Origin of the sequence: Thermomonospora sp. CIF 1 (assembly GCF_001896795.1) — a bacterium.
In the GTDB taxonomy this organism is placed as follows: domain Bacteria; phylum Actinomycetota; class Actinomycetes; order Streptosporangiales; family Streptosporangiaceae; genus Thermomonospora; species Thermomonospora curvata.
In genome coordinates this window covers 438,278-463,711 of sequence record NZ_MOYN02000022.1, presented here as the reverse complement: position 1 = coordinate 463,711, position 25,434 = coordinate 438,278, and the positions used below count along the sequence as shown (strand labels likewise).

The following is a 25,434-nucleotide window of genomic DNA, read 5'->3' as shown; positions in this document are numbered from 1 at the left end:
CTCCAGGGATGGCGGCTTCATCCCGCCGCCTGGGTGAAGCGGGGCGGTGGTTCACGGGGACCGGCCGCGCTTCCCGGAACGGGCGGGATGCGCGTCGGCCCGCTCACCGGGCTTAAAAGGCGCGATGGCCGCGGGGCCGGCCACCGCCCACAGGCGAGGGCAAGGCTCCCGCGGCCACCGCAATATCAGCGATCAGAGGCACAGCAGGGTGCTGAAGGCGCTGAACTTGTCGCACAGCAGCAGGCTCGCGCTGCTGAGGTCACCGCCGCCGTACTCGGGGGTCATTCCCTGAAGGTCGAGCATCGCCATTGTCTCCGTCACCTCCTTTCAGACCGGGTCGAAGTGGACCCCGTGGGGGTTCGCACGGGGGGTCTGTCGGCCGCTCCCGCCGGGCGGTGCGTGCGGGCCCGCAGGAACGGCAGGTCCACCGGGGTGTCGGCCAGTGCGGCGCCGAGCGCCAGCAGGACGCCGGCGGTGCCGGTGGACAGGTCGCAAGACAGCCGGTAGAGCTGCTCGCCGGGGAAGGCCAGCCCGTCGGCGTACGGGATGGCGTGCCAGGCGAGGCTGCGGACGTGGTGGGCCACCGCCGGGTCGGCGGGGTCCTGCCGGCTGAGGTAGAGCAGCATCCCGGCGCGGCCCCGCAGCAGGCTCGGCTGGGCGTAGTAGCGGGACTTGGCCGCCAGGCGGATGCCCTCGCGCGCCTTGGCGAACTCGGCGGCGGCCGCATCGTCGGGGCTGACGGCCAGGTACTCGTCGATGACCAGGCCGATGCCGACGCTGCCGTGGTCGAGGTAGGGCAGCAGCCGGGAGCCGTCATCGAGCTGCAGGGAGCCGTTGCGGGTGGTGCGGCAGGCCGACAGGTCGTGGCGGAGCGCGGCGGCGGCGTGCGCCAGCAGCTCGCTCTCGCCGGTGCACTCGTGCAGCCGCAGGAACATCAGCGCCACCCCGGCGCCGCCGTACAGCAGCCCCGGCCTGTTGCGCTTCAGCTCCTCCATCCGCGACATCACCAGCTCGGCGGCCCGCCATGCGGCCCGGCGCAGCGCCTCTTCGCCGGTGACGTCCGCCAGGTGGCGCAGCACCAGCGCATACCCCGGCAGCCCGCCGTACAGGTCCAGACCGAGGCGTTCCCACCGTTCTCCCAGGCTGCGCGAGGCCGCCTGCAGGGCGGCGTCGGTGCGGCCGAGCCGGGCCAGCATGTAGGCGGCGCCCAGCAGTCCGTCGTAAAAGCCCAGCCCGCTGCCCCGGGGCGGGTCGGCGGCGTGGTCGGCCAGCCACTGCACATGGCGGGGGTCGCAGCCGAGCCCGGTCGCCTCCAGCGCGTACAGCACGCCGGCGGCGCCGTGCGCCATGCCCAGCGCGGCCCCGGAGAACTGGGCGATGTCGCCGGGGAAGAGCCGGTCGTCGCGCTCGGGCGTGGCGGCGGCGCAGATGGCGCGGCCCAGCGCGGCGCGGGCCTGCAGCCAGCCGGGCTCGTCGGGGGTGAAGCGCGGCGCGGCGGAGGCGGGACGGGGCGGCAGGTCCCGGGTGATCTCCCGGGCGGCCTCGCGCAGGAAACCGCGCGGCACCGGGAAGTGCTCGGCGATCGCCTCGGCCAGCTCCCAGGCCTTGTGCCGGTCCTGCACCAGCAGCGTGGTCAGCGGCAGGAACAGGGCAAGGCGCAGGCAGGCCAGGCTGTAGCGGTCCACGTCGGCGCCGTAGCGGCCCGGCGGGGCCTGGAAGGCGGGGTTGGCCAGGGTCTGCCGGGAACGTTCGGCCAGCGGCGCGGCCGCCTCGAAGTCGATCAGCGCCACCGTCTCGTCCGGCCGCACCATGATGTTGAACATGTGCAGGTCGTTGTAGACGATGCCGCGGGCGTGGATGGCGTCGATCAGCCGCTCGACGCCGGCGTGGACGCGCAGCGCCCAGGCGGTGTAGTCGGCGATCTTGCCGGGGTCGGGTTCGGGGTCCAGCAGCGGGTGGCGCTCGGCGAAGAAGGTGTTGAGGGCGCGTCCTTCGATGCGCTCCAGCACCAGGAAGTGGTGCTCGCCGAGGGTGAAGTGGTCCAGCACGGCGGGCACGCCGTCGATGCCGGCCAGCCGCTGCAGCATGTCCCGCTCGTGCCGGAGCCGGGTCACCGCGTCGGCGCCGTCGGCGGCCAGCCCCGCATGCGGGCGGGCCTCCTTGAGGACGACTTGCGCGCCGGTGCGGGTGTCGATGCCCGCGTACACGCCTCCGCCGTTGGAGAAGTGCAGCGCCGCCTCGATCCGGTAGGGCAGGCCGGCGGTGGTCGTGGCGGCCCGGGCGGCCAGGTGCGGCCGCAGGCAGGCGGGCACGGTCACCCAGTCGGGGACGGTGAAGACCGGGCCGCGCCGGTCGGGCACCAGCTCGCCCTTGTCGTTCTCCATCGCCGGCACCAGCTCGCCGCGTTCGTCCACGCACTGGCGGCGGGCGAAGCCGCCGTAGCGCACATACAGGGGCCCGTCGCCGATGCGCAGGTCGCTGAGGATGTAGGGGCCGGGCAGCCCGGCCAGCCGCGGGCCCAGCTCGCTGAGGATCTGCTCCAGCTCCTCTTCATCGGCCGGGTAGACGGTGACCAGCTTGCCGCTGGAGCCCCGCGGCGCGTATTTGGCGTTCCGCAGGTGCAAAGTGGCCGGGCCGCGCAGGTGCTTGAACGGAATTCCGCGCGGCACGCAGTAATCCCAGACCCGGTCCAGGATGGTCTCGGCGCTTTCCGTGCAGCCGGAGACGTGGATTTTCCAGCCCTGCAGGGGAATCCGGTTCACCGGCGGCTCGTAGTTCGTCCATTCCCCGTCGCGGAGCTGGGTCCAGCCCTCGGGGAGAGGCCGGCGGGCGATGTCGAACTCGGCCGCCTCGGTGACCTTCGGAGCGTCATAGAAAAAACGATCCGCGAGGCAAAAGAGTTCGTACCGCTGATCCACCGTGAATCCTCTTTCGGGGGGCTGAGGTGTTCCGTGAAAGAGATTGGCAGATCGGGCGGTCGCCTGCTAGTACCCGATGTAACGAATATGCTGTGAATGATTAATGGCCGGCCTGTGAGAGGAGTTCGCGCTCGGTGATTTTTACGGGCGGCCGGCGGCGTCTTGGCGTGATATGTCGTGATCTTTCATGGCGGCCGGCGTCACGCAGCGTGCAGAAAACCGGTCACAGATAGCGGCGGCGGACCCTGATCAGCGGGGAAAGATCGGAGCGCACGTAGTCGACCGCCGGCACCTCGGCCACCACCAGCAGGTGGTCGCCGGCCGGGACGCGCTCGACGGTCCGGCACTCCAGCGCGGCCATCCCCTCCTCGGCGATCAGGGCGCCGCTCAGCGGGCCGCGGTGGTGCGCTTCGCCGGCCAGCAGCAGCCGGGCGCTGGGGCGGCCCGCCGCCGCGAAACGCCCGGCCAGCGCCCGCTGCCCGGCGCTGAGCACGGTGACGGCCCACCGGTCCCGCCGACCGAGCACCTCGGCCAGGTAAGAGCTCGCCATCACGCTCGCCGCCACCAGCGGCGGCTCCAGCGACACCGACATGAACGAGGTGATGGTGGCGCCCAGGTCGTCGCGTCCGTCGCGGACGGTCAGCACCGCCACGCCGGTGGCGAACCCGGCGAGCGCGTCGGTGAACTCCCCGGGCGCCGGCCCGGGAGGGGCCTGCCCGGTCAGCGGATCTCCCAGTTGCCCGGCAGGGTCAGCGGCCCGGCGGCCGGCAGGCCCAGCCGCGCGGCCAGCGAGGCCAGCGAGCCCCAGCCGTCAAAGCGCGCGCTCGCCGCGGCGCGGTCCTCGCTGGATTCGGCCGGGCGCAGCCGCTCCAGCGGGCCGAGGTGCGGGAAGGTGCGGACCGGGGCGTCGGCGGGCAGCCCGGCCTTCTTGCGGGCCAGCTCCAGCGCCAGCTCCAGGCCGCCCAGCTCGTCGACCAGGCCGTGCTCCTTGGCGTCGGCGCCGGTCCACACCCGGCCCCGGGCCAGCTCCTCCACCCGCCGGCGGCTCAGGCCGCGGCCCTCGGCGACCTTGGCGGTGAAGTTCTCGTAGATGTGATCCAGGGAGGCGTTGATCCGCTCCCATTCGGACGGGCTGAAGTCCTTGATGGCGCTGTACATCAGGGCGTGCTCCCCGTCGGTCACGCTGCCCATGCCCACGCCGATGCGCTCCAGCAGCCCGCTGAGGACCGCCTTGCCGGTCACCACGCCGATCGAGCCGGTGATGGTGCCGGGCTGGGCCACGATCACATCGGCCGCCATCGCCACGTAGTAGCCGCCGGAGGCGGCCACGTCGCCCATCGACACGATCACCGGCTTGCCCGCCCGCCGGGCCAGCACGACCTCCCGCCAGATGGCGTCGGAGGCCACCGCCGAGCCGCCGGGGCTGTTGACGCGGAACACGATGGCCTTGATCCGCTCGTCGCGGACCGCGGCGCGGAAGGCCGCCCCGATGGTGTCCGAGCCCATCGCCGGGCCCTGCGACGGCAGCGGCCCGCCCCGGCCGCTGCGGCCCAGCCGGATCGGGCCCAGCCCGTTGATCAGCGCGACCGCGTCCTGGCGGCCCGGCTGGGGCAGGTGCTCGGCCAGCCCGTGGGTGCGGTTGTAGCGGGAGACGTAGCGCAGCTGCACCCGGCCGTCCGGGCCGCCGACCTTCTCGCGCACCTCGGCGTACACCTCGTCGCGGTAGGCCAGCCGGTCCACCAGCCCGGCCTCCAGGGCCTCGGCGGCCAGCAGCGGCCCGCGGTCGATCAGCTCCCGGACCCGCTCCACGGTCAGCCCGCGTCCTTGGGCGATGCCCTCGGCCAGCTGCCGGCCCGCCGAGTCCACCAGGCGCTGGGAGGATTCCCGGTGCTCGGGGGTGTAGGCCCGTTCCATGAACATGTTGGCCACGGTCTTGTATTCGTGGCGGGCGGCGAAGCGCGGCTCGATGCCGGCCTTCTCCAGGGCGCCCCGCAGGAACGGCTCCTCCAGCGCCACGCCGGTCAGCCCGACCTCGCCGGTCGGCTGCAGGTAGACCCGGTCGAAGGCGGACGCCAGGTAGTAGGGGACGTTGCCCTGGCGGCCCTCGCCGAAGGTCTCGCTCCAGGCCACGGTGAGCTTGCCGGCCTGCCGCAGCGCGGTCACCGCATCGCGCAGCTCCTGGGCCATGGCCAGCCCGATCGTCCCGCCGACCCTGACGATCAGGGCGCGGACCCGGGCGTCGCCGCGGGCCTTGCGCAGCCCGTCCAGCACGTCCCGCAGGTGGGTGCGGCGCATCGACAGCAGGGCCGACAGCGGGTCGGCCGGGGCGGCCTCCACGATCCCGTCGGCCAGATCGAGCTCCAGGACCAGCGGGGCCGTGCGCCGGTCGCGCGCCTGCTTGACGATGCTGACGATTTTGCCGGGTTCCACCATGGGCCCAGCCTATGCGTTCTCCCCGCCGGGGCCGCAGTCTCCTCCGGCCGGCAGCGGCCGGGACCTCAGCGGACGAACGCCTGGTTGGGGACGACGCTCGCGGTGGCCTGGGCCAGCAGCTTGCCGTCGGCGTCGGTGACGGCGGCGGTGGACAGCATCCGGGTGCGGCCCGGGTGCACGCACCGGCCCTCGACGCGGTAGGTCCGCCCGGCCTGGACCGGACGGACGTAGTCCACGCTCAGGCTGAGCGTGAGCATCGGCAGGAAGTACTCGCAGGTGCTGGAGGCGGCCAGGCAGACGGCGTTGTCGAGGATCATCGCGATGTAGCCGCCGTGCACGGTGCCGCCGGGGTTGCACAGCTTCTCCTCCGGGCTCCAGGCCAGCTCCACCCGGCCGTGCTCGGCGTCGACGACCCGCTGCCCGATGTGGTCGTTGATCGGAGTGAGCTGCGGGAACCTGCCCTCGCCTATCGCTTTGATCAGCTCGGCCCCCGACAGGGTGTTCCACAGCTCCAGCTCCGACTCCACGCTCATCGAGCACCCCCACCACACGGAAACCCGAGCCGAATACTAGAACGACATTCAATTTCGCTGCATCGTGTCGTTGGTCACGCGCGCTCCGTGGCCTGCGGATGAAAGCGCAGCTCAGGGCCCTGATCTGTGGAGCGTGCCGTCGCCGGTGTCGTGCCCGCCGCCGTGCAGCATGTAATACAGCCCGCCGCCGCTCGGGTACACCCGCACCTCCCCGTGCTCGCAGGGACCGCTGGTGAACTTCAAAAACAGCCGGTCCCCGTCGACCCGGTCCACCCGCAGCATCCCCGAGCAGCGGCTGCCGCTCAGCGTCCCGGTCTCCTGCCCGGCCGGCAGCGACAGCGTCACCTCGTTCGTGGCGCTGGTGAAACCGTCGCCCTCAGAGACCGGCCCCCGCCAGGTCCCGGCGAGCCGATCGGGAATGCGCGGCGTGGAATCCCCTCCCGGACGCAGCACCAGCCAGCCGCCCCCCGCCACCACGGCCACGGCGAGCGCCACCGCCGGCAGCGCGAGCGTCCTGCGCCGCGGCTTGGGCGCCTCCCGGCGTTCGGGAGATGGAACGGGATCCTCATCGGGCGGGATCGTCCGCTCATCGGCGGGCGGGACCGTCTCTTCCCCCGCAGGCGAGGCGGACCCGCGCGTGCCGGACGGGCCGGAGCCCTGAGCGCGCGATGAGGCCTTCCCGCCCCCGGACGGGGCGGGCTCGCCTCCCGCCTGCGGGGTCTGCTTGCGCGCGGTGGGAGCGCCGTTGCTCCCGGTGGGCGAGGCGGGCTCGCGTTCGGCGGATGACACCGGTTCACCGCCGGACGCAGGCTGGCGTTCGGCCTGCGGGGTCGGCATGCGCGTGGTGGAGGCGGGCTTGCGTTCGGCCGATGACGCCGGTTCGCGGTCGGGTGCGGGCTCGTGTCCGGCCGGCGGGCTCTGCCCGCCCCCGGGAGCGGCGCCCTCGCCGCCGGCGGGGCGAAGAGGCCCGGTGTCCGCTCGCCGGGACGGGCCGGTATTCCGGCGAAGCCTGCGCGTGCCCGGCGAAGGGGAACGGGAAGGGCTCGGCCTGCGGGGGCGCCTGCAGCCCGGCCGGCGGCGGGCCGGGCGGGGGGAGCTGCAGCGGCCGCTCATCCTGCGGCGCCCGGCCGAGAATCTTGGCGGCCTCCTGGGTGAACTTGTCGGCCGGGGCCGTATCCGGCGGCCGGGCGTCGGAACCGGCCGGGCTGCGACCCAGCAGCCACCCCAGAATGCTCCAGGCCGCCGGGCGCCGCTCGGGGTCTTTGTCCAGGCACAGCCGCAGCAGCGGCAGCACCCGCTCCGGCACGCCGCGCAGATCGGGCTCCTCCTCCACGATCCGCCGGAACAGCGCCGGCAGCCGGCTCTCATAGTCGGCGTGCCCGAACGGCGCCCGCCCGGTCGCCGCGAACACCATCGTCCCGGCCCAGGCGAACACGTCCGAGGCCATGGTGGCGGGACGGCCCTGCAGCTGCTCGGGGGAGAAATAGGAGGGAGTGCCGATCAGCCGCCTGGTGTGGGTGTGCGACTCGGCCGGCCGGGCGATGCCGAAGTCCACCACGCGCGCCCCGTCCGGCCCCAGCAGCAGATTGGACGGCTTGAGGTCGCGGTGCACGATCCCGGCGTTGTGGATGGCGGTCAGCCCGGTCACGCTCTGGATGATCAGCCGGACGAGCCCGCCCTCGCTCAGCGGCCCCTCCTCCTCCACCCGCTGCTGCAACGACGGCCCCGGGACGTACTCGCTGACCACGTACGGGAGCGGCCCTTCCACCGAGAAGTCCAGCACTTGGGCGGTGCAGAACGGGTCGACCCGCATGGCCGCCTCCACCTCCCGGGCCAGCCGGCGGCGGGCCGCCCGGTCGTCGGCCGGCGACAGGCCCTCGAGCTTGAGGGTCTTGACCGCGACCTTGCGGCCGTCTGCCGCCTCGGCCAGGTAGACCACGCCCTGCCCGCCCTCGCCGAGCCGCTCCAGCAGCAGATAGGGGCCGATCTGGAGGGGGTCTCGGCCTGCGTCAAGGGGCGTGGGCATGGCGATCTCCTCGCACGTCGGTCAGCGACCCCCGGCCGATGCCCGGCCGCATCGGCGGGGTCCAGTGCCGTCACAGCCTTTGACGGTGAAAAACCGCCGATGGCCGCCCTCGATGACGACTTTTCTCACCGTACTGCTAGCCCCTGCGCAGTGTCCCGCGCGAGGTCTGGCTGAAGAGCCCGTCGCCGGGGGACTCATAATCGAGCCGGTCGCCTTGCAGGGTGAGCCTGACCACGCCGCCCCGGCAGCCGCCCGTGTTGCGGATCACGGTCTCGTCGAACTCCAGCACCGAGCCGTCACTGCGGGACAGGTGGAGCCGATTGGTGCAACCCCAGCCCGGGTAGTCGGCGTCCCCTTCCGAAGCGCCCTCCCGCAGCACGATCGTCACGTCCGAGGCGAGCTCGCCGCCCAGCACCGAGGGCTGGGAGACCCGCCCCTTCCAGGTGCCGGCGAAGGCCGCCGGGATCGTGACGCCGCCCTGCCCGGCCGGAGACGTCGCCGTGGAGGTCCCCCCGTCGGAGGCGGGAGCGGTGGGCGCGGTGGTGCCGGCGGAGGTGACGGAGGCGGTGGGCGTGGGGTCCGGGCCGGGCGGATCCCCCTTGAGCAGCGAGAACGCGACGGCCGGCACGAGCACCGCGAGCACGGCCACGGCGCCGCCGGCCAGCGCCAGGGTCCGTCCCGCGCCCTTGCCGGACCGTCCCGCCGCGGCGCCCCCGTCGGGCTGCGTGAATTGCGGGACCGGCGGCGGCTGGGGAACCTGCGGGCGGCCGTCCGCGGACTCGGCGTCCGCCGACGGGTCGGCCAGCCGGATCAGCAGGTTCCGCGCCGTCGGGCGCCGCGCCGGGTCCTTGTCCAGGCACTCGGCCAGCAGGCCCCGCACCCGCTCGGGCACCCCCGACAGGTCCGGCGGCTCGTTGGCGATCCGGTACAGCAGGGCGGGCAGGTCGCCGCCCGCGCCGAAGGGAGGGCGGCCGGTGGCGGCGAACACCATCGTCCCGGCCCAGGCGAACACGTCCGAGGCGGGGGTGGGCGGCTCGCCGCGCAGCCACTCGGGGGCGAAATAGGCGGGTGTGCCGACCATCTGGGTGTGGGTCTCGGCGTCCACCGCGCGGGCGATGCCGAAGTCCACCACCCGGGGGCCGTCCGGGCCCAGCAGCACGTTGGAGGGCTTGAGGTCGCGGTGCACGACCCCGGCGCCGTGGATGGCGGTCAGCGCGCTGGCGGTGTTGATCATCAGCCGGTCCAGCTCGCCCCCGCTCAGCGGCCCCCGCTCGCGCACCCGCTGCTGCAGGGACGGCCCCTCGACGTACTCGCTGACCACATAGGGGTGGCGGCCCTGCGTGGACGACTCCAGCACCGCCGCCGTGCAGAACGGGGCCACGCGCTTGGCCGCCTCCATCTCCCGGGCGAACCGTTTGAGCGCCGCCTGCGAGACGGTCTTGAGCACCTTGATCGCGACCTTGCGGCCATCGGGCGCCTCGGCCAGGTAGACCACGCCCTGCCCGCCCTCGCCCAGCCGGCCGGTCAGCCGGTACCGGCCGATGCGGGGCGGGTCGTCGGCCTCCAGCGGCAGGCTCGGCATGGGCTCCCTCCTCCAAGGGACGATCGTGAGCTTTGCGCCCGATTCGCCTACGGTATCGATCGGCCCGAGCGTTTAAGGTCTCCTTCATGGCAGACGGCGACGGCTGGGCGCGCTGCGCCCGGGGACACCAGCACTGGGGCCGGCACGGCGCCGCCGGAATGCTGATCTTCCACCACCACCCCGAGCGGGGCCCCCACGTGCTGCTCCAGCAGCGGTCCTGGTGGTGCAACGGCGCGCTGACCTGGTGCCTGTTCGGCGGCGGCCGGAAGGCCGGCGAGGACGCCATCAGCGCCGCGCTGCGCGAGACCGCCGAAGAGTGCACGCTCGACACCGGCACGCTGCGCCTGCACGGTACCAGCGCCGACGACCACGGCGGCTGGAGCTACACCGCGGTGATCGCCTCCGCCGACCGGATGCCCCCCGTGCACCCGGCCTCCGCCGAGACCCGCCGGGCCATGTGGGTGCCGCTGGAGAAGGTCTCCGCGCTGCGCCTGTTCGAGCCGTTCGCGCTGTCGTGGCCTAGGCTCGCCACCATGATGTCCAGGCTGGTGCTGGTGGTGGACGCCGCCAACGTGGTCGGCTCGCGCGCCGACGGCTGGTGGCACGACCGTGCCGGGGCCACCGCCCGGCTCCGCGACGAGCTGGCCGTGCTGGCCGCCACCGGCGTCAGCGGCCTGCCCGACGGGGTGCTGGGCCACGACACCTCGTTCCCGGAGATCGTCCTGGTGGTGGAGGGCGCCGCCCGCGTCGTGGCCGACACCCAGGTCCCCGGCGTGCGGGTGGTGGCCGCCCCCGGCAGCGGCGACGACGCCATCGTCGACATCGTCACCGCCCCCGCCCCCGACGCCACCTACCTGGTCGTCACCGCCGACCGCGCCCTGCGGGACCGCGTCACCGCCGCCGGCGCCCACTGCACCGGCCCCACCTGGCTGCTGTCCAAGCTCCCCCGGACGGCGGCGGGCTAGCGCGCGGTCGGGCGGGGGCGGGCGGACTCTTCGGGGACGAGCCAGAGGGCGCCCAGCGGGGGGACGCGGATGACGGCGGAGGCCGGCTGGGCGTGGGAGGGCTCGTCGACGGCGGTCACATGGCCCATGTTGCCCACGCCGCTGCCGCCGTACTCGTAGGCGTCGGTGTTGACGATCTCGCGCCAGCCGCCGGCCTGGGGCAGGCCGATGCGGTAGTTCTCATGGGGGCTGCCGGAGAAGTTGACCACGCAGGCCAGCACCGAGCCGTCGGAGCCGTAGCGCAGGAACGACAGGGTGTTGCGGCCGGCGTCGCCGGCGTCGATCCAGTGGAAGCCGCCGGGCTCGTTGTCGATGGTGTACAGGGCCGGGCAGGAGCGGTAGACGCGGTTGAGGTCGCGCACGAGCTTTTGGACGCCCAGGTGCGCGGCGCCCTCGGCGGCGTTGTCCAGCAGCCACCAGTCCAGGGGGCGTTCTTCGGCCCACTCGCCGCCCTGGGCGAACTCCCCGCCCATGAACAGCAGCTGCTTGCCCGGGTGCGCCCACATGTAGGCGAACAAGGCGCGCAGGCCGGCGAACTTCTTCCAGGTGTCGCCGGGCATCTTGGCCAGCAGCGAGCCCTTCAGGTGCACGACCTCATCGTGGGACAGCGGCAGCACGTAGTTCTCGGAGAAGGCGTAGATCAGCGAGAAGGTGATCTCGTTGTGGTGGTAGTGCCGGAACACCGGGTCGTGCTGCAGGTAGGTCAGGGTGTCGTGCATCCAGCCCATGTTCCACTTGAAGCCGAAGCCCAGCCCGCCCAGATGGGTGGGGCGGGTGACTCCGGGCCAGGCGGTGGACTCCTCGGCGACGGTGATGATGCCCGGGTAGCGCCGGTAGACGGTGGCGTTGGTCTCCTGCAGGAAGGAGATGGCCTCCAGGTTCTCCCGGCCGCCGTAGACGTTGGGGGTCCACTCCCCGTCCTTGCGGGAGTAGTCCAGGTACAGCATGGAGGCGACGGCGTCCACGCGCAGCCCGTCGATGTGGAACTCCTCCAGCCAGTAGCAGGCGTTGGCGACCAGGAAGTTGCGCACCTCGGCGCGGCCGTAGTTGAACACCAGCGTGCCCCAGTCGGGATGCTCGCCCTTGCGCGGGTCGTCGTGCTCGTACAGGGCGGTGCCGTCGAAGCGGGCCAGCGCCCACTCGTCCCTGGGGAAGTGCGCGGGCACCCAGTCGATCAGCACGCCGATGCCGGCCTGGTGCAGCCGGTCGACCAGGTGACGGAAGTCGTCGGGGGTGCCGAACCGGGACGTGGGAGCGTAGTAGGAGGTCACCTGGTAGCCCCAGGACGGGCCGTAGGGGTGCTCGGCGACCGGCAGGAACTCCACGTGGGTGAAGCCCATCTCCTGCACGTAGGCGGTGAGCTCCTCGGCCAGCTCCCGGTAGCCGAGCCCTTTGCGCCAGGACCCCAGGTGGACTTCGTAGATGCTCATCGGCTCGTGCAGCCAGTCGCGGGAGGCGCGCTGCTCCATCCACGCGCCGTCGCCCCACTCATAGGAGGACTCGAACACCCGGGACGCGGTGGCCGGCGGCTGCTCGGTCCACCGGGCCATCGGGTCGGCCTTGCCGCGCCATTGGCCGTCCGCGCCGAGCACCTCGAACTTATAGGTGGTGCCGTTGCCCAGGCCGGGAACGAACAGCTCCCACACGCCGCTGGCGCCCAGCGACCGCATCGGGTGGGCCCGCCCGTCCCAGTGGTTGAAATCGCCGATCACCCGCACCCCGCGGGCGTTGGGCGCCCACACCGTGAAGGACACCCCGCGGGTCTCGCCGAACTGCGAGGGGAAGGAACGCACCCGGGCGCCCAGCGCCCGCCACAGCTCCTCATGGCGCCCCTCGCCGAACAGGTGCAGGTCCAGTTCCCCCACGGTGGGCAGGTGCCGGTAAGGGTCGTCCTGGATCAGCTCGGGCCCGCCGGCATAACGCACCGCCAGCCGGTAGTCGGGAACGGCCCGGTGCGCCTCGAGGACGACCTCGAACACCCCTTCGTGGACGTGGTGCAGCCGGTGACGGGTGCCGTCCGGCAAGATCGCCTCCACCTGCTCGGCCAGCGGCCGCAGCGCCCGGATGACGACCCCGTCGGGACCGGGATGGGCTCCCAGGATCGAGTGCGGATCGTGGTGGTGCCCGCCGACGAGCCGGTCGAGGTCCTCGCGCGTCACCCCTGTCATGGCGATCTGGGCCTCCCTGTGGTCCGCCTGGCCTGCTCCAGAACCTATGCCTGCCCGGTGACGGCGGTGTTTCACCCCGGAGGCGATGAACCTTTTCAGCCGATTTCTTCGGCCGGTTCCGGCCGGTGCTTTCGGCGGCTTCGGGGCGGAGGCCGGCGTGGCGTGCGGCCCCGTGCCGTCCCCGGTCCCGGCATTGTTTCGGACGAGCGCGCTCCCGGGCGCCGGCGGCGGAAACGGCGGGTTGAAAAAGGCTCAATGATCTGGGAAACCTCCCCGGAGAGCCGGCCGGGAACGCTGGTCGCCGGCCCTTTTTCGCCCGGCCCGTCCGGCGGTCACCGGGACCGGGTGCGCCACGCCCCGTACCGGCGCATGGCGCGGTCGGCCATGCCGTACAGGCGCTCGTTGTCCAGGATCATCCGGCGCGCCCGGGCCAGCGGCGCGCGCCGGACCCAGTGGGCGGCGGCGCTCAGGCAGGGGCGGCGCACCACCCCTTCGCCGACCGGGGTCTCGTGGCTTTTCAGCTCCTCCTTGTAGCGCCAGCCGACGCCCGGCCCCAGATCCATCTCCCGGATGCCCAGCTTGGCCGCCTCCTCGGCCATGTGCAGGTGCAGCGCCAGGCCGGGGGAGTACTTGGCATAGGCCGGGTCGTAGACCGGGAACCAGGTGATCAGCGTGTGCCTGCTGCGCAGCCCGAAGTGCCCGGCCACCGGGCGGTCGCCGGCGTACAGCATGGACAGCGACCCGGCGAAGTCCTCCCCGTGCATCCCGTGCAGCAGCTCGACCAGCTCCACCACCCAGCGGCGGGAGAAACGGTCGACGCGGCCCATCGCCCGGTATTGGGCGGACTTCCACTGCCGCACCAGGCGCAGCGCGCCGGCGTCGCGCACGTCGAACTCAAAGCGCACCTCGCCGACCTCGCGCCCCATCCGGCGCTCCTTGTAGCGGGTCTGCTTGACGACCTTCGAGCCCCTCTCCCGCAGCCCTTTGAGGTAGCCCTCGAACCCGCCGCTCAGATCCATGATCACCGAGCCGAGGGTCTTGGTGGTGTAGGGCTCGAACCACGGCTGCCCGGCCGCCAGCGTCCCGTACTCCCACACCCCCAGCCCGCAGCCGCGCAGCAGCTCCCGGGCGTCCAGCCGCATCAGGCCGGGAACGTGGATCAGCCCCTGGCACAGCGACAGCCAGCCGCCGATGGCGGAGCCGACCCCCGGGCCGTTCAGCTCGAAGGGGAAGAAGCCCACCAGGTCGGGGCCGTCCTCTAAGACCGCGACCCGGGCTCGTCCCTTCAGCACCCGGTCCACCGCCTGGGCGTACTCGGGGGACATGAACGGGTTGGCCAGCCGCGGGCCGGCCGCCTGCATCGCACGCCAGGCCGCCAGCTCGGCGCTTCCCAGCTCGCGGGGACGGATGACGGTTATACGCATGGATATCGCCTAACTGCCCTCAGCGGGAGTCACGGTCCAGCCAGCGGACCTGATACGGAGCGAAGGTGAACTTCTTGCCGTCGATGCGGGCCTCGACCCGCTCGGTGGAGAGGTTGACCGCCACGATCTTGCGCGGCTGGGCCAGCACCCGGACCTTGCCGGAGGAGGACGGGACGTCCACCATGGGCGTCCCGGCCGGGAACCACCGCGCGAACGACTGCAGCACGCCCAGCATCCGGCCCGGGGTGCCGCCGTCCGGCACCGACGTGGTGATCCACAGGCAGCCCTTGCACTCGCGGTCGCCCTCCCGGACCGGGATGCGGTTCCAGTACAGCACCGTGGCCGCGCCCGTCTTGGCCTGGTCGATCAGCGTGGCCACGTGCATGGCGACCCGCTTGTCCTCGCTCCAGGGGTCGGTGCTGGGCTCGATGTAGTACTCGCTCCACCAGATCGGCAGGTCGGTCTTGGACCGCAGCCACTGGTTGATCGCCACGAACTTGTCCAGCGCGGTGACCTCGTCGGGGTGGACGTCCTTGTCGTCGCTGGCGGTCGGGCCGTCGATGACGAGGAAGTCCGCGCCGCGCTTGTGGGCCAGCCAGTACTCCACCGCCTCCAGCGCGATCCGGTCCACGCTGCCCCAGGGGCCGCGCACATGGGACCCCCGGTCGTGCGCGTGGCTGTACATGGGGACGTAGGGACCGCCGACCTTGATGTCGGGATCGACCGCCTTGATGGCGTCGTAGACCTGGTTGTACAGCCGGGTGTAGCCCTCGTGGTCCCAGCGCCCGAGCCTTTCGTCGAAAAAGCCCTTGAGCTCGTTCCAGACCATGAAATGCCGCACGTACGGGTAGCGGCGCGCCACGGTGGCGGCCAGACGGGCGAAGTCGTCGTAGTACTCCGGTTCCGGGGCGAACTCCAGCTTGCTCCAGTCGGTGTCACCCTCCCGGCCGCCCTTCATCCAGTCCGGCGCGCAGCACAGCGTGATCACCGGGATGCCGCCGGTCTTGCGGATGTAGTTCATCCGGCGGTCCAGGGCGGCGAAGTTGTACTGGCCCGGGCTGGGCTCGGGATTGTCGGCCCCCCAGCCCATGATGTGCTGGTTCTGGATCAGCGGCTGGTCGTCCAGCGCCGCGGCCGCCACCTCGCTGGCCGGGCCGACGTCGGCGCTGCTTTGGGTATGGGTGAAGCCCCACACCGGCCAGGACGAGTCATAGGGGACGCCGATTCTGCCGAGCTGCCCGGCCTGGGTGGGCGCCGAGCTATCGTCGTGGCGCGCGTCGTCGCGCAGCACGAAGAACGCCGCGGCGGCGATGAGCACGACCGGTGCGATGACCGCGACCGCGGTCGGCCATCTGCGGCGCCGCGGCGGCCCGGGCGGCGGGGACTGGGCGTGGGTGTCCTGCTCGGTGAGTTCCATGAGGGTCCTCAGCTCGGGCGCGAGAAGGTGAAGGGCTGGCTCTTGACGCCGTTGTCGAAACTGGACAGCAGCGGCACGGGCTCACCGACGGTGCGCAGCTCGGGCAGCCGGGAGAACAGCTCCCGGAACATGATCCGCAGCTCCATCCGGGCCAGGTTGGCGCCCAGGCACAGGTGGGGCCCCGGCCCGCCGAACCCCACGTGCGGGTTCGGCTTGCGGGTGATGTCGAAGGACTCGGGGTCGGGGAAGACCTCCGGGTCGTGGTTGGCCGCCAGGTAGAACAGCACCACCTTGTCGCCGGCCCGCAGCGGGTGGCCGTTCAGCTCGCAGTCCCGGGTCACCGTGCGGCGGAACTGGATGATCGGTGAGGAGTAGCGGACGATCTCCTCGATCGCCCCGCCGATGCGGCCCTCGAAGTCCTCCAGCAGCAGCTCCCGCTGGGCGGGGTTCTCCGTCAGCAGCCGCAGCCCGTGCGCCAGGGCGTTGCGGGTGGTCTCGTTGCCGGCCACCAGCAGCAGGTCGAAGAAGGACCCCAGCTCCCGGGTGGTCAGGCGCTCCCCGTCGACGTTGGCGTTCACCAGCGCCGACACCAGGTCGTCGGTGGGCCGCTCGCGCCGCTCCCGGGCCAGGCGGGCCAGCAGCCGGTGCAGGTCCATGATCGCCCGCAGGTTGCCGCCCAGCAGCCGCAGCGCCCGGCGGCTGGTCAGCGCACCGCGCACCCCCGAGTATTCGGTCATGACGTCGATCCGCTTGAGCACATAGGGGCGGATGCGCTCGGGGATGCCCATCATCGAGCAGATGACGTTGATGGGCAGCCGCGCGGCCACCTGCTCGACGAAGTCGCGCGGCCCCTCGGCGATCACGTCGTCGACGATGCGGGTGGCGGTGGCCTGGATGTCGGATTCGATCTTGCTGAGCATCTTCGGGCTGAAGGCCCGGGAGACGATCCGGCGCAGCCGGGCGTGCCGCGGGTCGTCCATGTTGACCATCGGGGTGCCCAGCAGCATCGACAGCCAGGCCGGCGGCTCGGGCGAGGTGGCGGCCGGTTCGCTGCTGAAGGTCTTGGCGTCCCGGCTGGCGGCCACCACGTCGGCGTGCCGGACCAGCGCGTAGAAGCCCTGACCGCGGCGGACGAACGGGATGCGGGGTTCGGGGAAGAACACCGGGGCTCCCACTTCCCGGAGCCGGGCGAAATCGGCCAGTCGTTCTTTTTCTGGGCGGTCCCAGAAATCCATGCTCACCAGGTCGATATCGGCGATGGCGGGGTTCTGGACCACGTCTTCTCCAGTCGGTCGCAGGTTACGGGATGCAATCTGGGCCTGCCGGCCACGCTAACCTGCGTTCTTCCCGCTCACGAGTCATCCACGTCCGGCTATACCAGTTGGAACCCACCCATGGAAACGAGGTTCGGTCTGTTTTGAATGCCGTGACCGCGGCGTTGGAAATACCTTGCCGGACGGTGTATTGGGACCGCGCGGGACGGTTCCGGGAAAGGGGTGAGAAGCGGCTTCCTGAAAAAGAGGGAAACGCCGGAACGTCGTGGGTTCGGTCCGTTATGTCATGGCCGGTGCCTGCGGCCCGGTCCGCCCCCGCGCGCGGACCGGGCCGGACGGGCTCCGCCGCCGGCCGCGCGGCCCCGCCGCCGCGGCCGCAGGGGGCGGGCGGTCAGCTCTCCTCCCGCCCCTGCCGGGTCTGCTCGGCCAGCAGCGCCCGCAGCCCGGCCGAGTCGTCGGCCGCCACCGTCGTCGCGCAGCCGGCCTGGAGCTGGGCGTCGGTGAGGTCACCGCTGCGGGTCGCATACCAGCGGCCGGCGTCGCTGCGCCACACCTTCCATCCGGGGAACTCCTCCTCAATCGCAGCCTTGAGGGTGTCGAAGTCCCCCATTCAGGGTTTCCTTTCATGGAGAAGCATTTCTGTATACAAATGTGAGGGGCGGGCATACAGTCGTCAAGACGTCCGTAAGAGGACCGTGCCCCGTCGGATAGCGCCGGATCGGAGGTGGAGCCCGGTGCAGGAACGCCCGGCATACCTCCGGATCGCCGCGGAGCTGCGCGAGCAGATCACCCGGGGCGACTACCCGCCCGGTTCGCGGCTGCCCACGCTGGCCCGGCTGTGCCGCATGCACGGCGTCTCGGAGATCGTGGCCCGCCAGGCCATCGCCCTGCTGCGCGGCGAGGGACTGGTGGAGACCCGCCGCGGCGGCGGCACGGTGGTGCGGGCCCGCCCGGCCGCCCGCCGCATCGCCATGTCCCGCTACCGCAACGATCCCGCGGCGACCGCTCCGGCCACCTCCTTCACCCGCGATCAGCGCATCGGCTGGGACGCCTACCGCCTCGACAGGGCCTTCGCCCGGGTGCGCGCCGACCCCCACCTGGCCTCGCTGCTGGAGGTCGCCGCCGGCACCTGGCTGCTGCGCCGCCGCTTCGTGTTCTACGCCCGCGACGAGCCCCAGCAGCTGTCGGTCAGCTACCTGCCCTGGTCACTGGTCAGGGGCACCCCGGTCGCCGACCCCGCCCGCGAGCCCTGGCCCGGCGGCACCCCCGCCCAGCTGGCCTACCTGGGCCGCCCCGTCACCCGCGTGGAGGAGTCCGTGCGGGCCCGCATGCCCACCCCCGAGGAGGTGGAGACGCTGCGCATGGCCGCCGGCGTCCCCGTCCTCGCCGTCACCCGCCGCATGCTGTCCGGCGGCCGCCCCTGCGAGGTCTGCCGCGACATCGTCATCCCCGCCGACCGCGTCATCCTCGACTACGCCATCGACCTGTGACGGCCTCGTCCCGTCCCGCCGTCGGGGACCACTGTGCGCCGGACCCTTTCCGGCATGTCATTTCCGCAGTTCAGAACTCCCGTCACCGGGCAGTGGACTCTGGCCGCCGAGCTCAAGCCCGGAATGTGGCTGCGCACTGGCGCCGGCACCCACGTCCAGGTCACCGCGATCAAGACCTGGACCGCCTGCCAGCGGGTCCACAACCTCACCATCGATGGCCCCGCAACGTACTGGGCGTCGGCGGGTTCGGTGCCGGTTCTGGTGCGCAATGATAAATGTCCTGCAACAGGGATTTCCCATGGCAGACTAGGGGAGGCGGAAACCTATGAGTGGCTGAAGAAATCGGGATATACAGATCTTTGTAAAGAAGTTCAATTTGTGAACGGGTCGGAGGGGATCCTCCGTGTGGACTTTGTGGCCAAAGGTTCTAACGGGAAATGGTTTGCATTTGACGCCAAGACGGGGCCTGGTTCAGAGATTAGTGGTGCTCAGTGAACTGGGTATCTTGAATTGCGGCAAACTGGTGTCGAGTTGGGCACGAATAGACTGGATAGTCTAGGGTTCAAGAAAGGAGCCTATGTGAGGATGGGTGTGGTGATTCAGATGTGGGAGTGTCCACTATGCAACTAGCGGTTCTTGCGAAGGACTGTCTGTCTTCGCGCATGCAGGAGCTCGGCTGGTCCGAGGTAGAGCATCGGTTTGGCATGTATTTCAAGCAGAAGAGCGCGGAGATTGAGTTCTATTTCTCCATGAACGCCCCCGATGATTCCGAGTCCGGTCCGCTGTTTCTGCTCCCGGTCGTGGGGGTCACGCACTGTGAGACCAGCAGGCTGGAGGAGAGATTTTTGGGGCTGCCGCCAACGCCTGGCCCTTTGGTCGGTACGGTGGGGCGCGGCCTGCTGGACCTGTGGTGGCGAGAAGGGCGGACGCTGGACGACAGGTGGGTGATTCGCTCTCGAGACGATGTCGAGCAGGTGATCGGGAGGGTGGTGGAGGATTTTGAACTTTACGGCCTTCCCTTCCTGCAGTCCCTGGGCACGCTGGAGGACATCATCCGTTACTTGAAGCGGATCCCGAGAGGGCAGGAGATGTCCGGGAAGCTGGCCATAGCCTGTGCCTTGCACGGGCTTTATGACGATGCTGCGGCGGCTTTTGAGGAATATGCCGCCGAGGCGCGGGATCAGGTGCCGCCTATGTCAACCCAGTCATGGGGATTCATTCGATCCTACGGTGAGTATTTCCGTGACTTGCCCATTGCGATTCCCCAACCTTGACCCATGACCGGGGCGGATGAGGCAGGCCAGTCCCAGGGAGGTTTTTGGCGACTGGCGTCGCCGAGGGGTGAATCAACCCGAAGGTCGGTGGACAAGCGCCGGTGCAGGCGGGGAAGGGTGGGATAGCGGCGATCTGTGAAAGTCCGCACCGCCGCCGCTGCGGACGAGGAGCGTCCGCAGCGGCGGCTGGGCGTGTCTACGCCCTGGTGAAGGGCGGTGTGATGCACTCTCCTGCTTCATTGTGCTGAGAGAATCTCGCTATTGTGCGTAGTGTCGTGGGGCACTGCGGTGTGTTTTCGTGTGTCGATCTCAGGGACTGCATGGAATGCACTGATCTTTCTCTCTATGTGTACCGGGAATTTCTGATTCCCATGCGATCCATCGGCTGGTTGGGGCGTGAGCATGGGATACCGGGAGCCGGCATGGCTTCGTTGGGGAGCGCGGACCTGAGCCGGCTCAAGTCCGCGTCCTGGATTCCTTCCACCCTCACGCTCGGCTGGCACGACTGTGAGTTTTGCGACGGGGAGGAGGGGTTCGAAGGGAACGGTGAGTATCACTATTACTTCCAAGACGGGAGCACCTATTCCGCTCCGATGATGATTCTTCATTACGTTGAAGAGCACGGGTATCGGCCGCCTGAGGATTTTCTGGAACGCCTGCGGAAGGCCGGTCCGCTGGAGTGGGACTGGCGTGCGGAGCGGTTGTCTGAGGTGCTGCTGGATGAGACGGAGGACCTGGAGCGTCGGTGTGGGGTCATCGTTGATCTCGCGAACTGGCGGGAGCCGCGGACACTGGACGTGCTGTGGCGGGCGGCCCAGGATGAGGAGCTGGTGGACGTCGGCGGAGTCGAAATCGGCCGGTCGCTGGGCGTGCTGCTGTCCTGTGATTTTGCGAAGGGGATCGACGTCTCATCCTTCCCTGAGACCATCGAATACGGGATCGAGCTGACCTCTCAAGGGGTGACCGTCCCGGAATGGTTCGGCGACTGCTGACCGGTGTTGAAAGCCAGGGTTGGCGGGCGGTGGCACCGCTGTGAGCTGGAGCGCGGTGTCATCGGTGCGCCGGCGGTGATCCGAGACGGCGGTGGTGAAGATGCGGGAAGGGTCAGTGCTCGAACAGCCAGTCCTCCTCCGGGGTCGTTCGGAGTGCTCCTCTGTGCGGATGGAGGTAGTGCGGCGGGTGGTGCGGTAGGCGAACAGCAGGCTGATCAGGGCCAGTGTCAGGGAGGTCGGTAAGACCGCGGTGACGCCGTGGCGGGGGGACCAGCGGTCCAGGGAGAACATGAGCTGGGCGACGGCGGTGTTGACGATGGACGTCGTTGCGCTGCAGACGATCGCTCGGGTGGGTGGGGCCAGGCTGGGCAGCGGCGGCCAGGTGGCCGAGGCCGGGCCGGTGAGCAGGAACAGCAGGGTCAGCCAGGCGACGTAGGGTGCGGTGACGCCTGCGGAGGTGAGGGCGGCGCCGGACAGGCCAGTGAACGTCTGCGCCGGCGGGGCGGGCTGGGTCTTCGGCACCGTTCACCAAGGCATGTCCTCTCCGCGTGACCAATGGACGGGCGCCGGGTTCCTCAGAGAGGGTGCCGTGGGCGCTATAGAAGGCCTCGTGACCCACGGCCTCATGGGCCTGGCCGGCAGAATGGCCGCACCCTTGATTCAGCGGGCGGCACCGCGCCTCGCTTCCAAGCTCAAGGGCGCCGACGGCGACAGTGGGAAGGGCGGCACTTCCAGCGGCAAGGGCAATGCCGTCGCCAAGGCGCATGTGGTCTCAGGCATGGGGAGACAGGGCCTGCTGCGGACCGGTTTCGTGCCATTGCAGGTCACAGCGTCGCCCTTGACTGCGACATGCCCGCTCTGACCTGCGGAAACGGCGTGGTTCCATGAGGTTTTCTCAAGGAGAGCCGCAGCCGAATGCTATTGAGGAGCGGAGAGGCTTGGACGATGACGCCGATGCGGTAGAGGCCTTGTGCTGAAGGACTGCCGAGCATCGTCCATTGCCCTGTTCCTGCGAGCCGCGCGAGAGCGTTCGTTCCTCAGAGGGATCTGCGGTCAGCGTTCAAATAGCCAGTCCTCCCTGTCTGAGCGGGCGGGAGCGGCACTGCGGGCGGGAGCGGCCCTGCGGGCGGTGCGGCGGGCGAAGAGGAGGCCGATCGAGGCCACCAGCAGGCAGATGATCAGGACCGCGGTGACGCCGCGGCGGGGTGACCACAGGCCCAGGGACAGCATGAGCTGGGCGACGGTGGTGTTGACGATGAACGTCATCGACAGGGAGACGATCGCCCGGGTCGGCGCGGCCAGGCTGGGCAGCAGCGGCCAGGCCGCCAGCGCCGGGGCGGTGAGCAGGAACAGCAGCGTCAGCCAGCCGGCGTAGGGCGCGGAGACGCCCACGGTGGTGAGGGCGGCGCCGGTCAGGCCGGCGATCGTCAGGGCGGTCAGGGCGATGCGGACGACGGGCATCTACGACCCCAGGGTGTGGAAGCGCTCGAAGATGACGAAGATGCTCAAGGCGAGCAGCGGCCAGGTCGCATAGCCGAAACCCCGCAGCACCGGGTTTTGGCCGTACTTGGGCAGGCGGCCGTGTATCCGGGCGATCTCGCGGACGGACAGCAGCAGCACCAGCAGGAGGGTGGACAGCAGGCCCACCCGCGTCCAGGTCGTCGTGCCGATATCGAACGGGACCGGTTTGGGCACCGGCGGCGGTGAGCCGGCCGGCGGGGTGCGCAGGGCGAACACGTCGGCGTCCCGGTGCCGCAGGATCGGCTTCAGCTCCGGTGAGGAGGCCAGCGCCTTGACCAGGCGCGCCCCGTAGTCGGGGGACTGGCCGAAGGAGTAGCGGTTGTAGGCCTCGTTGCTGCGCGTGGTGAGGAAGAAACTGCCCGGCTGCTTTTTGAGGGCGGCCACGATCGCGCTGATGTCCTCGGGCTTGGGCGGGGCCTGCAGTTCGGTGTAGTCCCAGCGCTCCTGGGCGGTCAGCCCCCAGGGCGCCTGCGGGAAGGCGCCCATCGGCCCCTTGCGCCCGGTCTGCCAGACCACGTTGATGCGGCCGGACGGGGCATGGCGCAGCATCGCGTGGAAGGCCTGCACCTCGCCGGGACGGATCCGTTCGAAATTCTCGTTGCCGAACCGGACGAACAGGAACGACGCGGCGATCAGCAGCCCGCACACCGCCGCCGCGCTCACCGCCCGGATCGGGCGGGCGACGGTGAAGGCGGTCGGGAAGAACAGGTAGGCAATCAGCAGGCAGGCGCCCGGCAGGATGAAGAAGTACACCCGCAAGGTGATCTCGCCGCCGTAGTTCTGCAGCGCGATGGCCAGGAACGGCGTCGCCAGCAGCGCCATCGCCACCCGGTCGTCGAACCGCCAGCGCCGCCTGCGGTACAGGCCCGCCAGGGCCAGCAGGACCACCGCCACGGCGATCAGGATGCGGGTCTGCTGGACTTTCGCCAGCTCGGTGCCGCTTTCGGCGATCCGCCCGCTGACGCTTTCGCGCAGCGTGGCGAGCAGGTTGCCGATGCCGGAGAACAGGCTGTCCTTTTGCCCCTCCCAGTACGCCCTGGTCATGTAACTGACCCAGGCGGCGGCTATGACGCCGATGAGGATCGGCAGCCCGCGCAGCGTGCAGCGCCCCGCCAGCACCAGCGCGGTCACGGCGAACAGCATCAGGAACGGGGTGAGCTGGTGGGCCGCCACCGTGACCAGCACCAGGCCCAGCGCGATGGCGAACACCGCCGTGCGCTCACCCGCGCCGGGCCGTCCCACCGGCCGCTCGCCCGGCGTCAGCGGACGCACCGGCCACCGCGGCAGCCGGCCCCGGCGGAAACCGCCGGGCCTGCGCCGCGGGTCGGGCAGGAACCAGTTGAGCAGCAGCCCCAGCAGCAGCAGGTACAGCGCGTACGCGAAACCCTGCGGGGCGAAGTAGTCCTGGCCCACCCAGTTGGTGGTCACCAGCAGCCAGGCGGCCGTCCACTTGGCCCGCCAGTTGGCCCACATCGCCCGCAGGATCAGGTAGTAGCCGGCCAGGTAGAGCAGTTCCAGCCCCACCGGCGCCCAGTGCATGAGCGGCTCGATGTTCTCGATCCCGGCGGCCCGGGTGATGAACCCGATCAGGGCGAAGAAGGCCGGCCAGCTGTAGCGGGCGTCCAGCGTGACGTGGGGTTCGCCGGTGCGGGTGATGTACTCCACGAAGCCCAGGTGCTGCCAGGCCGTGGGCGGACGGGCCAGCTCCTCCAGCGCCGGGGCCAGCCCGTGCAGCGCCACCACCAGCGCCACCAGCTGGACGCCCAGCAGCAGCGGCCGCTGCCTGTTCAGCGCCAGCGTCCCGAAGAAGGTCAGCACCAAGACGGCCGCGCCGATCAGGGTGGCCACCGGCAGCACCGAGATCAGCCCGTAGCCGTTCATGGCATCCAGGCGCACCCAGCGCAGCGGCACCCAGTACAGGGCCAGGCCGGCCACGAAGCAGGCGGTCAAGGCGAGGACGGCCCGGTTCCCGGAGGGCGGCCGCCGCTTCGGCGGCGCGGCGGCCGACAGCACCTGGGTGTCGTCGGCCGTCTTCCCGGTGTGCAAGAGCACCATCACGCACCGCCCCCCGCCGCGGGCGCCGTGGCCGAGCAGGCCCGCCGCAGCGACGGCAGGACCGCGGCTGCGATCACCACGTTGATACCGAGCACGACCATCCCGATCGTCGCCAGATGAGTTCCGTCGAACAGCAGCGGCACCAGCGCCAGCACCCCGAGGAAACGGGCGCCCTGCAGTGCCGCGATCGCCTGAGTCCGCGAGCGCACCCGCAGCACGCCCACATAGAGTTCGATCACCGCTTTGGGCAGCACGGCCAGCGCCAGCAGCTGCAGCAGCGGCGCGCCCTGCGCGGCGTACCCGTGCCCGAACAGCTCCAGCGCCACCGGGCACAGCGCCACCACCACCGCCACCGTGGGCGTCATCAGCATGAACGTGCGCCGCAGCGCCGCCCGGGTGGAGGCGGCCAGCACCGACGCGTCGAAAGAGCCCTCCACGGTCAGCGACAGTGACAGCGTCAGCGCCAGCAACTCCAGCATCATCCCCAGCGCCCAAGCCATCTGAAAGTAGGCGTTGACCTCCGCGTTGTGCAGGTGGGCGGTCACCACCACCGGGATCAGGCTGATGGAGGCGTACTGGAAGATGCCGCCGAGGTAGCCGCCGCCGAAGTAGCGCAGGATCTCCGCCCGGGTGGGCGGGACGGCGCGGGCGCGGGTCTGCTGGACGTGCCGGGGGATCAGCCGGCCGAAGATGACGGCGTTGACCGGCACCAGCGCCACCAGCACCGGCACGAACCACGACAGCACGATGCCGTCGCCGGGGTGCAGCGTCAGCGCCAGCACCGCCAGCAACGCCAGCTTGGCCACCCCGAACACTAAGTTGATCACCGGGACCCAGGTGGCGTGCCGCAGCCCGGTGAACACCGCCTCCTGCTGGTTGAACAGGTTCCACGACACCGCCAGCAGCAGGAACCACGCCCCCGGCAGCCAGCCGTCCAGGTGCGCGTACACCGGCGCCCGCGGCGGCACCACCAGCAAAAAGCCCAGCGCCAGCGCCAGCGCCGCCGCCGCCCCGGCCCCGTAGCAGCCGAGCACCAGCTTTCCGGTGTGGTGGGCGCTTTGCGGGACGAACCTGATCAGCAGGAAGTTGAGCATGGTCGCGCCGCCGACGAACATGATCGCCTGGATGACCGCCCAGTTGCGGCCCACCACCCCGGGATCGTGGTCGTACAGCAGCGCCGCCAGCGCCCAGTAGACCAGGCCTAACAGCCCGGTGAACGCCCCGTTGGCCACCAGCGCATAGGCGTTGCGGAACAGCGGGTTGGCCATGTCGCCGCGGAGCCCGCTGATCACCGTCCGGACCGGGTTGCGCCCGATCCTCCCC

General features: G+C 71.0%; 22 protein-coding genes. 6 read left to right on the top strand and 16 right to left on the bottom strand.

What is annotated here, in order from left to right; translation table 11 throughout:
- Nucleotides 1–192: 192 nt before the first annotated feature.
- The 8 genes from BUE48_RS17960 to BUE48_RS17925 all read right to left on the bottom strand — a co-directional run bounded on the left by BUE48_RS17960 (nucleotide 193) and on the right by BUE48_RS17925 (nucleotide 9,492).
- Nucleotides 193–321, bottom strand: a complete 129-nt coding sequence (locus BUE48_RS17960; protein ID WP_217265424.1) for a SapB/AmfS family lanthipeptide — start codon at nucleotides 319–321, stop codon at nucleotides 193–195.
- Nucleotides 318–2,918, bottom strand: a complete 2,601-nt coding sequence (lanKC, locus tag BUE48_RS17955; protein WP_286990604.1) for a class III lanthionine synthetase LanKC — start codon at nucleotides 2,916–2,918, stop codon at nucleotides 318–320. The genes BUE48_RS17960 and lanKC overlap by 4 nt, the downstream gene beginning before the upstream one ends.
- 223 nt (nucleotides 2,919–3,141) lie before the next feature.
- Nucleotides 3,142–3,654 (bottom strand): flavin reductase family protein, encoded by a 513-nt coding sequence (locus BUE48_RS17950; protein ID WP_425358360.1) that lies wholly within the window; start codon nucleotides 3,652–3,654, stop codon nucleotides 3,142–3,144.
- Nucleotides 3,639–5,351: a signal peptide peptidase SppA gene (gene sppA, locus BUE48_RS17945; RefSeq protein ID WP_286990603.1), complete on the bottom strand. Its 1,713-nt coding sequence runs from the start codon at nucleotides 5,349–5,351 to the stop codon at nucleotides 3,639–3,641. Before sppA ends, BUE48_RS17950 begins: the two co-directional genes overlap by 16 nt.
- 65 nt (nucleotides 5,352–5,416) lie before the next feature.
- Entirely contained in the window at nucleotides 5,417–5,884 is a 468-nt protein-coding gene (locus BUE48_RS17940; RefSeq protein WP_012853925.1) for a PaaI family thioesterase, read from the bottom strand.
- Nucleotides 5,885–5,995: 111 nt separating this feature from the next.
- Nucleotides 5,996–6,673 (bottom strand): hypothetical protein, encoded by a 678-nt coding sequence (locus BUE48_RS17935; RefSeq protein ID WP_286990602.1) that lies wholly within the window; start codon nucleotides 6,671–6,673, stop codon nucleotides 5,996–5,998.
- Between the two features lie 4 nt (nucleotides 6,674–6,677).
- Nucleotides 6,678–7,910 carry a serine/threonine-protein kinase gene (locus tag BUE48_RS17930; protein ID WP_286990601.1) on the bottom strand — a complete coding sequence of 411 codons (1,233 nt, stop codon included), beginning with the start codon at nucleotides 7,908–7,910 and terminating at the stop codon, nucleotides 6,678–6,680.
- 136 nt (nucleotides 7,911–8,046) lie between these two features.
- On the bottom strand, nucleotides 8,047–9,492 hold the full coding sequence (locus BUE48_RS17925; protein ID WP_012853923.1) for a serine/threonine-protein kinase: 1,446 nt from the start codon (nucleotides 9,490–9,492) through the stop codon (nucleotides 8,047–8,049).
- Between the two features lie 86 nt (nucleotides 9,493–9,578).
- Here BUE48_RS17925 and BUE48_RS17920 point away from each other — a divergent pair, with 86 nt between their 5' ends.
- Nucleotides 9,579–10,457, top strand: coding sequence for an NUDIX hydrolase (locus BUE48_RS17920; RefSeq protein ID WP_286990600.1), 879 nt, complete (start codon nucleotides 9,579–9,581; stop codon nucleotides 10,455–10,457).
- Here the strand turns inward: BUE48_RS17920 and glgB are convergent.
- The 5 genes from glgB to BUE48_RS17895 all read right to left on the bottom strand — a co-directional run bounded on the left by glgB (nucleotide 10,454) and on the right by BUE48_RS17895 (nucleotide 17,389).
- Nucleotides 10,454–12,664, bottom strand: coding sequence for a 1,4-alpha-glucan branching protein GlgB (glgB, locus tag BUE48_RS17915; protein ID WP_286990599.1), 2,211 nt, complete (start codon nucleotides 12,662–12,664; stop codon nucleotides 10,454–10,456). The genes BUE48_RS17920 and glgB overlap by 4 nt on opposite strands.
- Before the next feature lie 332 nt (nucleotides 12,665–12,996).
- Nucleotides 12,997–14,088, bottom strand: coding sequence for a GNAT family N-acetyltransferase (locus BUE48_RS17910; protein WP_012853920.1), 1,092 nt, complete (start codon nucleotides 14,086–14,088; stop codon nucleotides 12,997–12,999).
- A gap of 19 nt (nucleotides 14,089–14,107) precedes the next feature.
- Entirely contained in the window at nucleotides 14,108–15,505 is a 1,398-nt protein-coding gene (locus BUE48_RS17905; RefSeq protein ID WP_286990598.1) for a GH39 family glycosyl hydrolase, read from the bottom strand.
- Nucleotides 15,506–15,513: 8 nt separating this feature from the next.
- Nucleotides 15,514–16,782: a cytochrome P450 gene (locus BUE48_RS17900; RefSeq protein WP_012853918.1), complete on the bottom strand. Its 1,269-nt coding sequence runs from the start codon at nucleotides 16,780–16,782 to the stop codon at nucleotides 15,514–15,516.
- A 388-nt stretch (nucleotides 16,783–17,170) separates the two neighbouring features.
- Nucleotides 17,171–17,389, bottom strand: coding sequence for a hypothetical protein (locus BUE48_RS17895; RefSeq protein WP_286990597.1), 219 nt, complete (start codon nucleotides 17,387–17,389; stop codon nucleotides 17,171–17,173).
- A 124-nt stretch (nucleotides 17,390–17,513) separates the two neighbouring features.
- Between BUE48_RS17895 and BUE48_RS17890 the strand changes: the two genes are divergently transcribed.
- The 5 genes from BUE48_RS17890 (at nucleotide 17,514) to BUE48_RS17870 (ending at nucleotide 21,397) form a co-directional block, all read left to right on the top strand.
- On the top strand, nucleotides 17,514–18,269 hold the full coding sequence (locus BUE48_RS17890; RefSeq protein WP_012853916.1) for a GntR family transcriptional regulator: 756 nt from the start codon (nucleotides 17,514–17,516) through the stop codon (nucleotides 18,267–18,269).
- A 54-nt stretch (nucleotides 18,270–18,323) separates the two neighbouring features.
- Nucleotides 18,324–18,764 carry a hypothetical protein gene (locus tag BUE48_RS17885; protein ID WP_286990596.1) on the top strand — a complete coding sequence of 147 codons (441 nt, stop codon included), beginning with the start codon at nucleotides 18,324–18,326 and terminating at the stop codon, nucleotides 18,762–18,764.
- A 125-nt stretch (nucleotides 18,765–18,889) separates the two neighbouring features.
- A complete protein-coding gene (locus BUE48_RS17880; protein ID WP_286990595.1) occupies nucleotides 18,890–19,543 on the top strand; it encodes a hypothetical protein in 654 nt (217 codons plus the stop codon).
- A gap of 320 nt (nucleotides 19,544–19,863) precedes the next feature.
- On the top strand, nucleotides 19,864–20,535 hold the full coding sequence (locus BUE48_RS17875; protein ID WP_286990594.1) for a DUF7919 family protein: 672 nt from the start codon (nucleotides 19,864–19,866) through the stop codon (nucleotides 20,533–20,535).
- A gap of 610 nt (nucleotides 20,536–21,145) precedes the next feature.
- On the top strand, nucleotides 21,146–21,397 hold the full coding sequence (locus BUE48_RS17870; RefSeq protein WP_286990593.1) for a hypothetical protein: 252 nt from the start codon (nucleotides 21,146–21,148) through the stop codon (nucleotides 21,395–21,397).
- Nucleotides 21,398–21,588: 191 nt separating this feature from the next.
- Here the strand turns inward: BUE48_RS17870 and BUE48_RS17865 are convergent, their stop codons facing one another.
- The 3 genes from BUE48_RS17865 to BUE48_RS17855 are packed head-to-tail and all read right to left on the bottom strand — an operon-like array spanning nucleotide 21,589 to nucleotide 25,403.
- On the bottom strand, nucleotides 21,589–21,996 hold the full coding sequence (locus BUE48_RS17865; protein ID WP_286990592.1) for a hypothetical protein: 408 nt from the start codon (nucleotides 21,994–21,996) through the stop codon (nucleotides 21,589–21,591).
- The gene (locus BUE48_RS17860; RefSeq protein ID WP_286990591.1) at nucleotides 21,997–24,111 is read right to left on the bottom strand and encodes a hypothetical protein; all 2,115 of its coding nucleotides are present in this window, start codon (nucleotides 24,109–24,111) and stop codon (nucleotides 21,997–21,999) included.
- Nucleotides 24,111–25,403, bottom strand: a complete 1,293-nt coding sequence (locus BUE48_RS17855) for a hypothetical protein (protein ID WP_052305536.1) — start codon at nucleotides 25,401–25,403, stop codon at nucleotides 24,111–24,113. The genes BUE48_RS17860 and BUE48_RS17855 overlap by 1 nt, the downstream gene beginning before the upstream one ends.
- Nucleotides 25,404–25,434 lie beyond the last annotated feature (31 nt).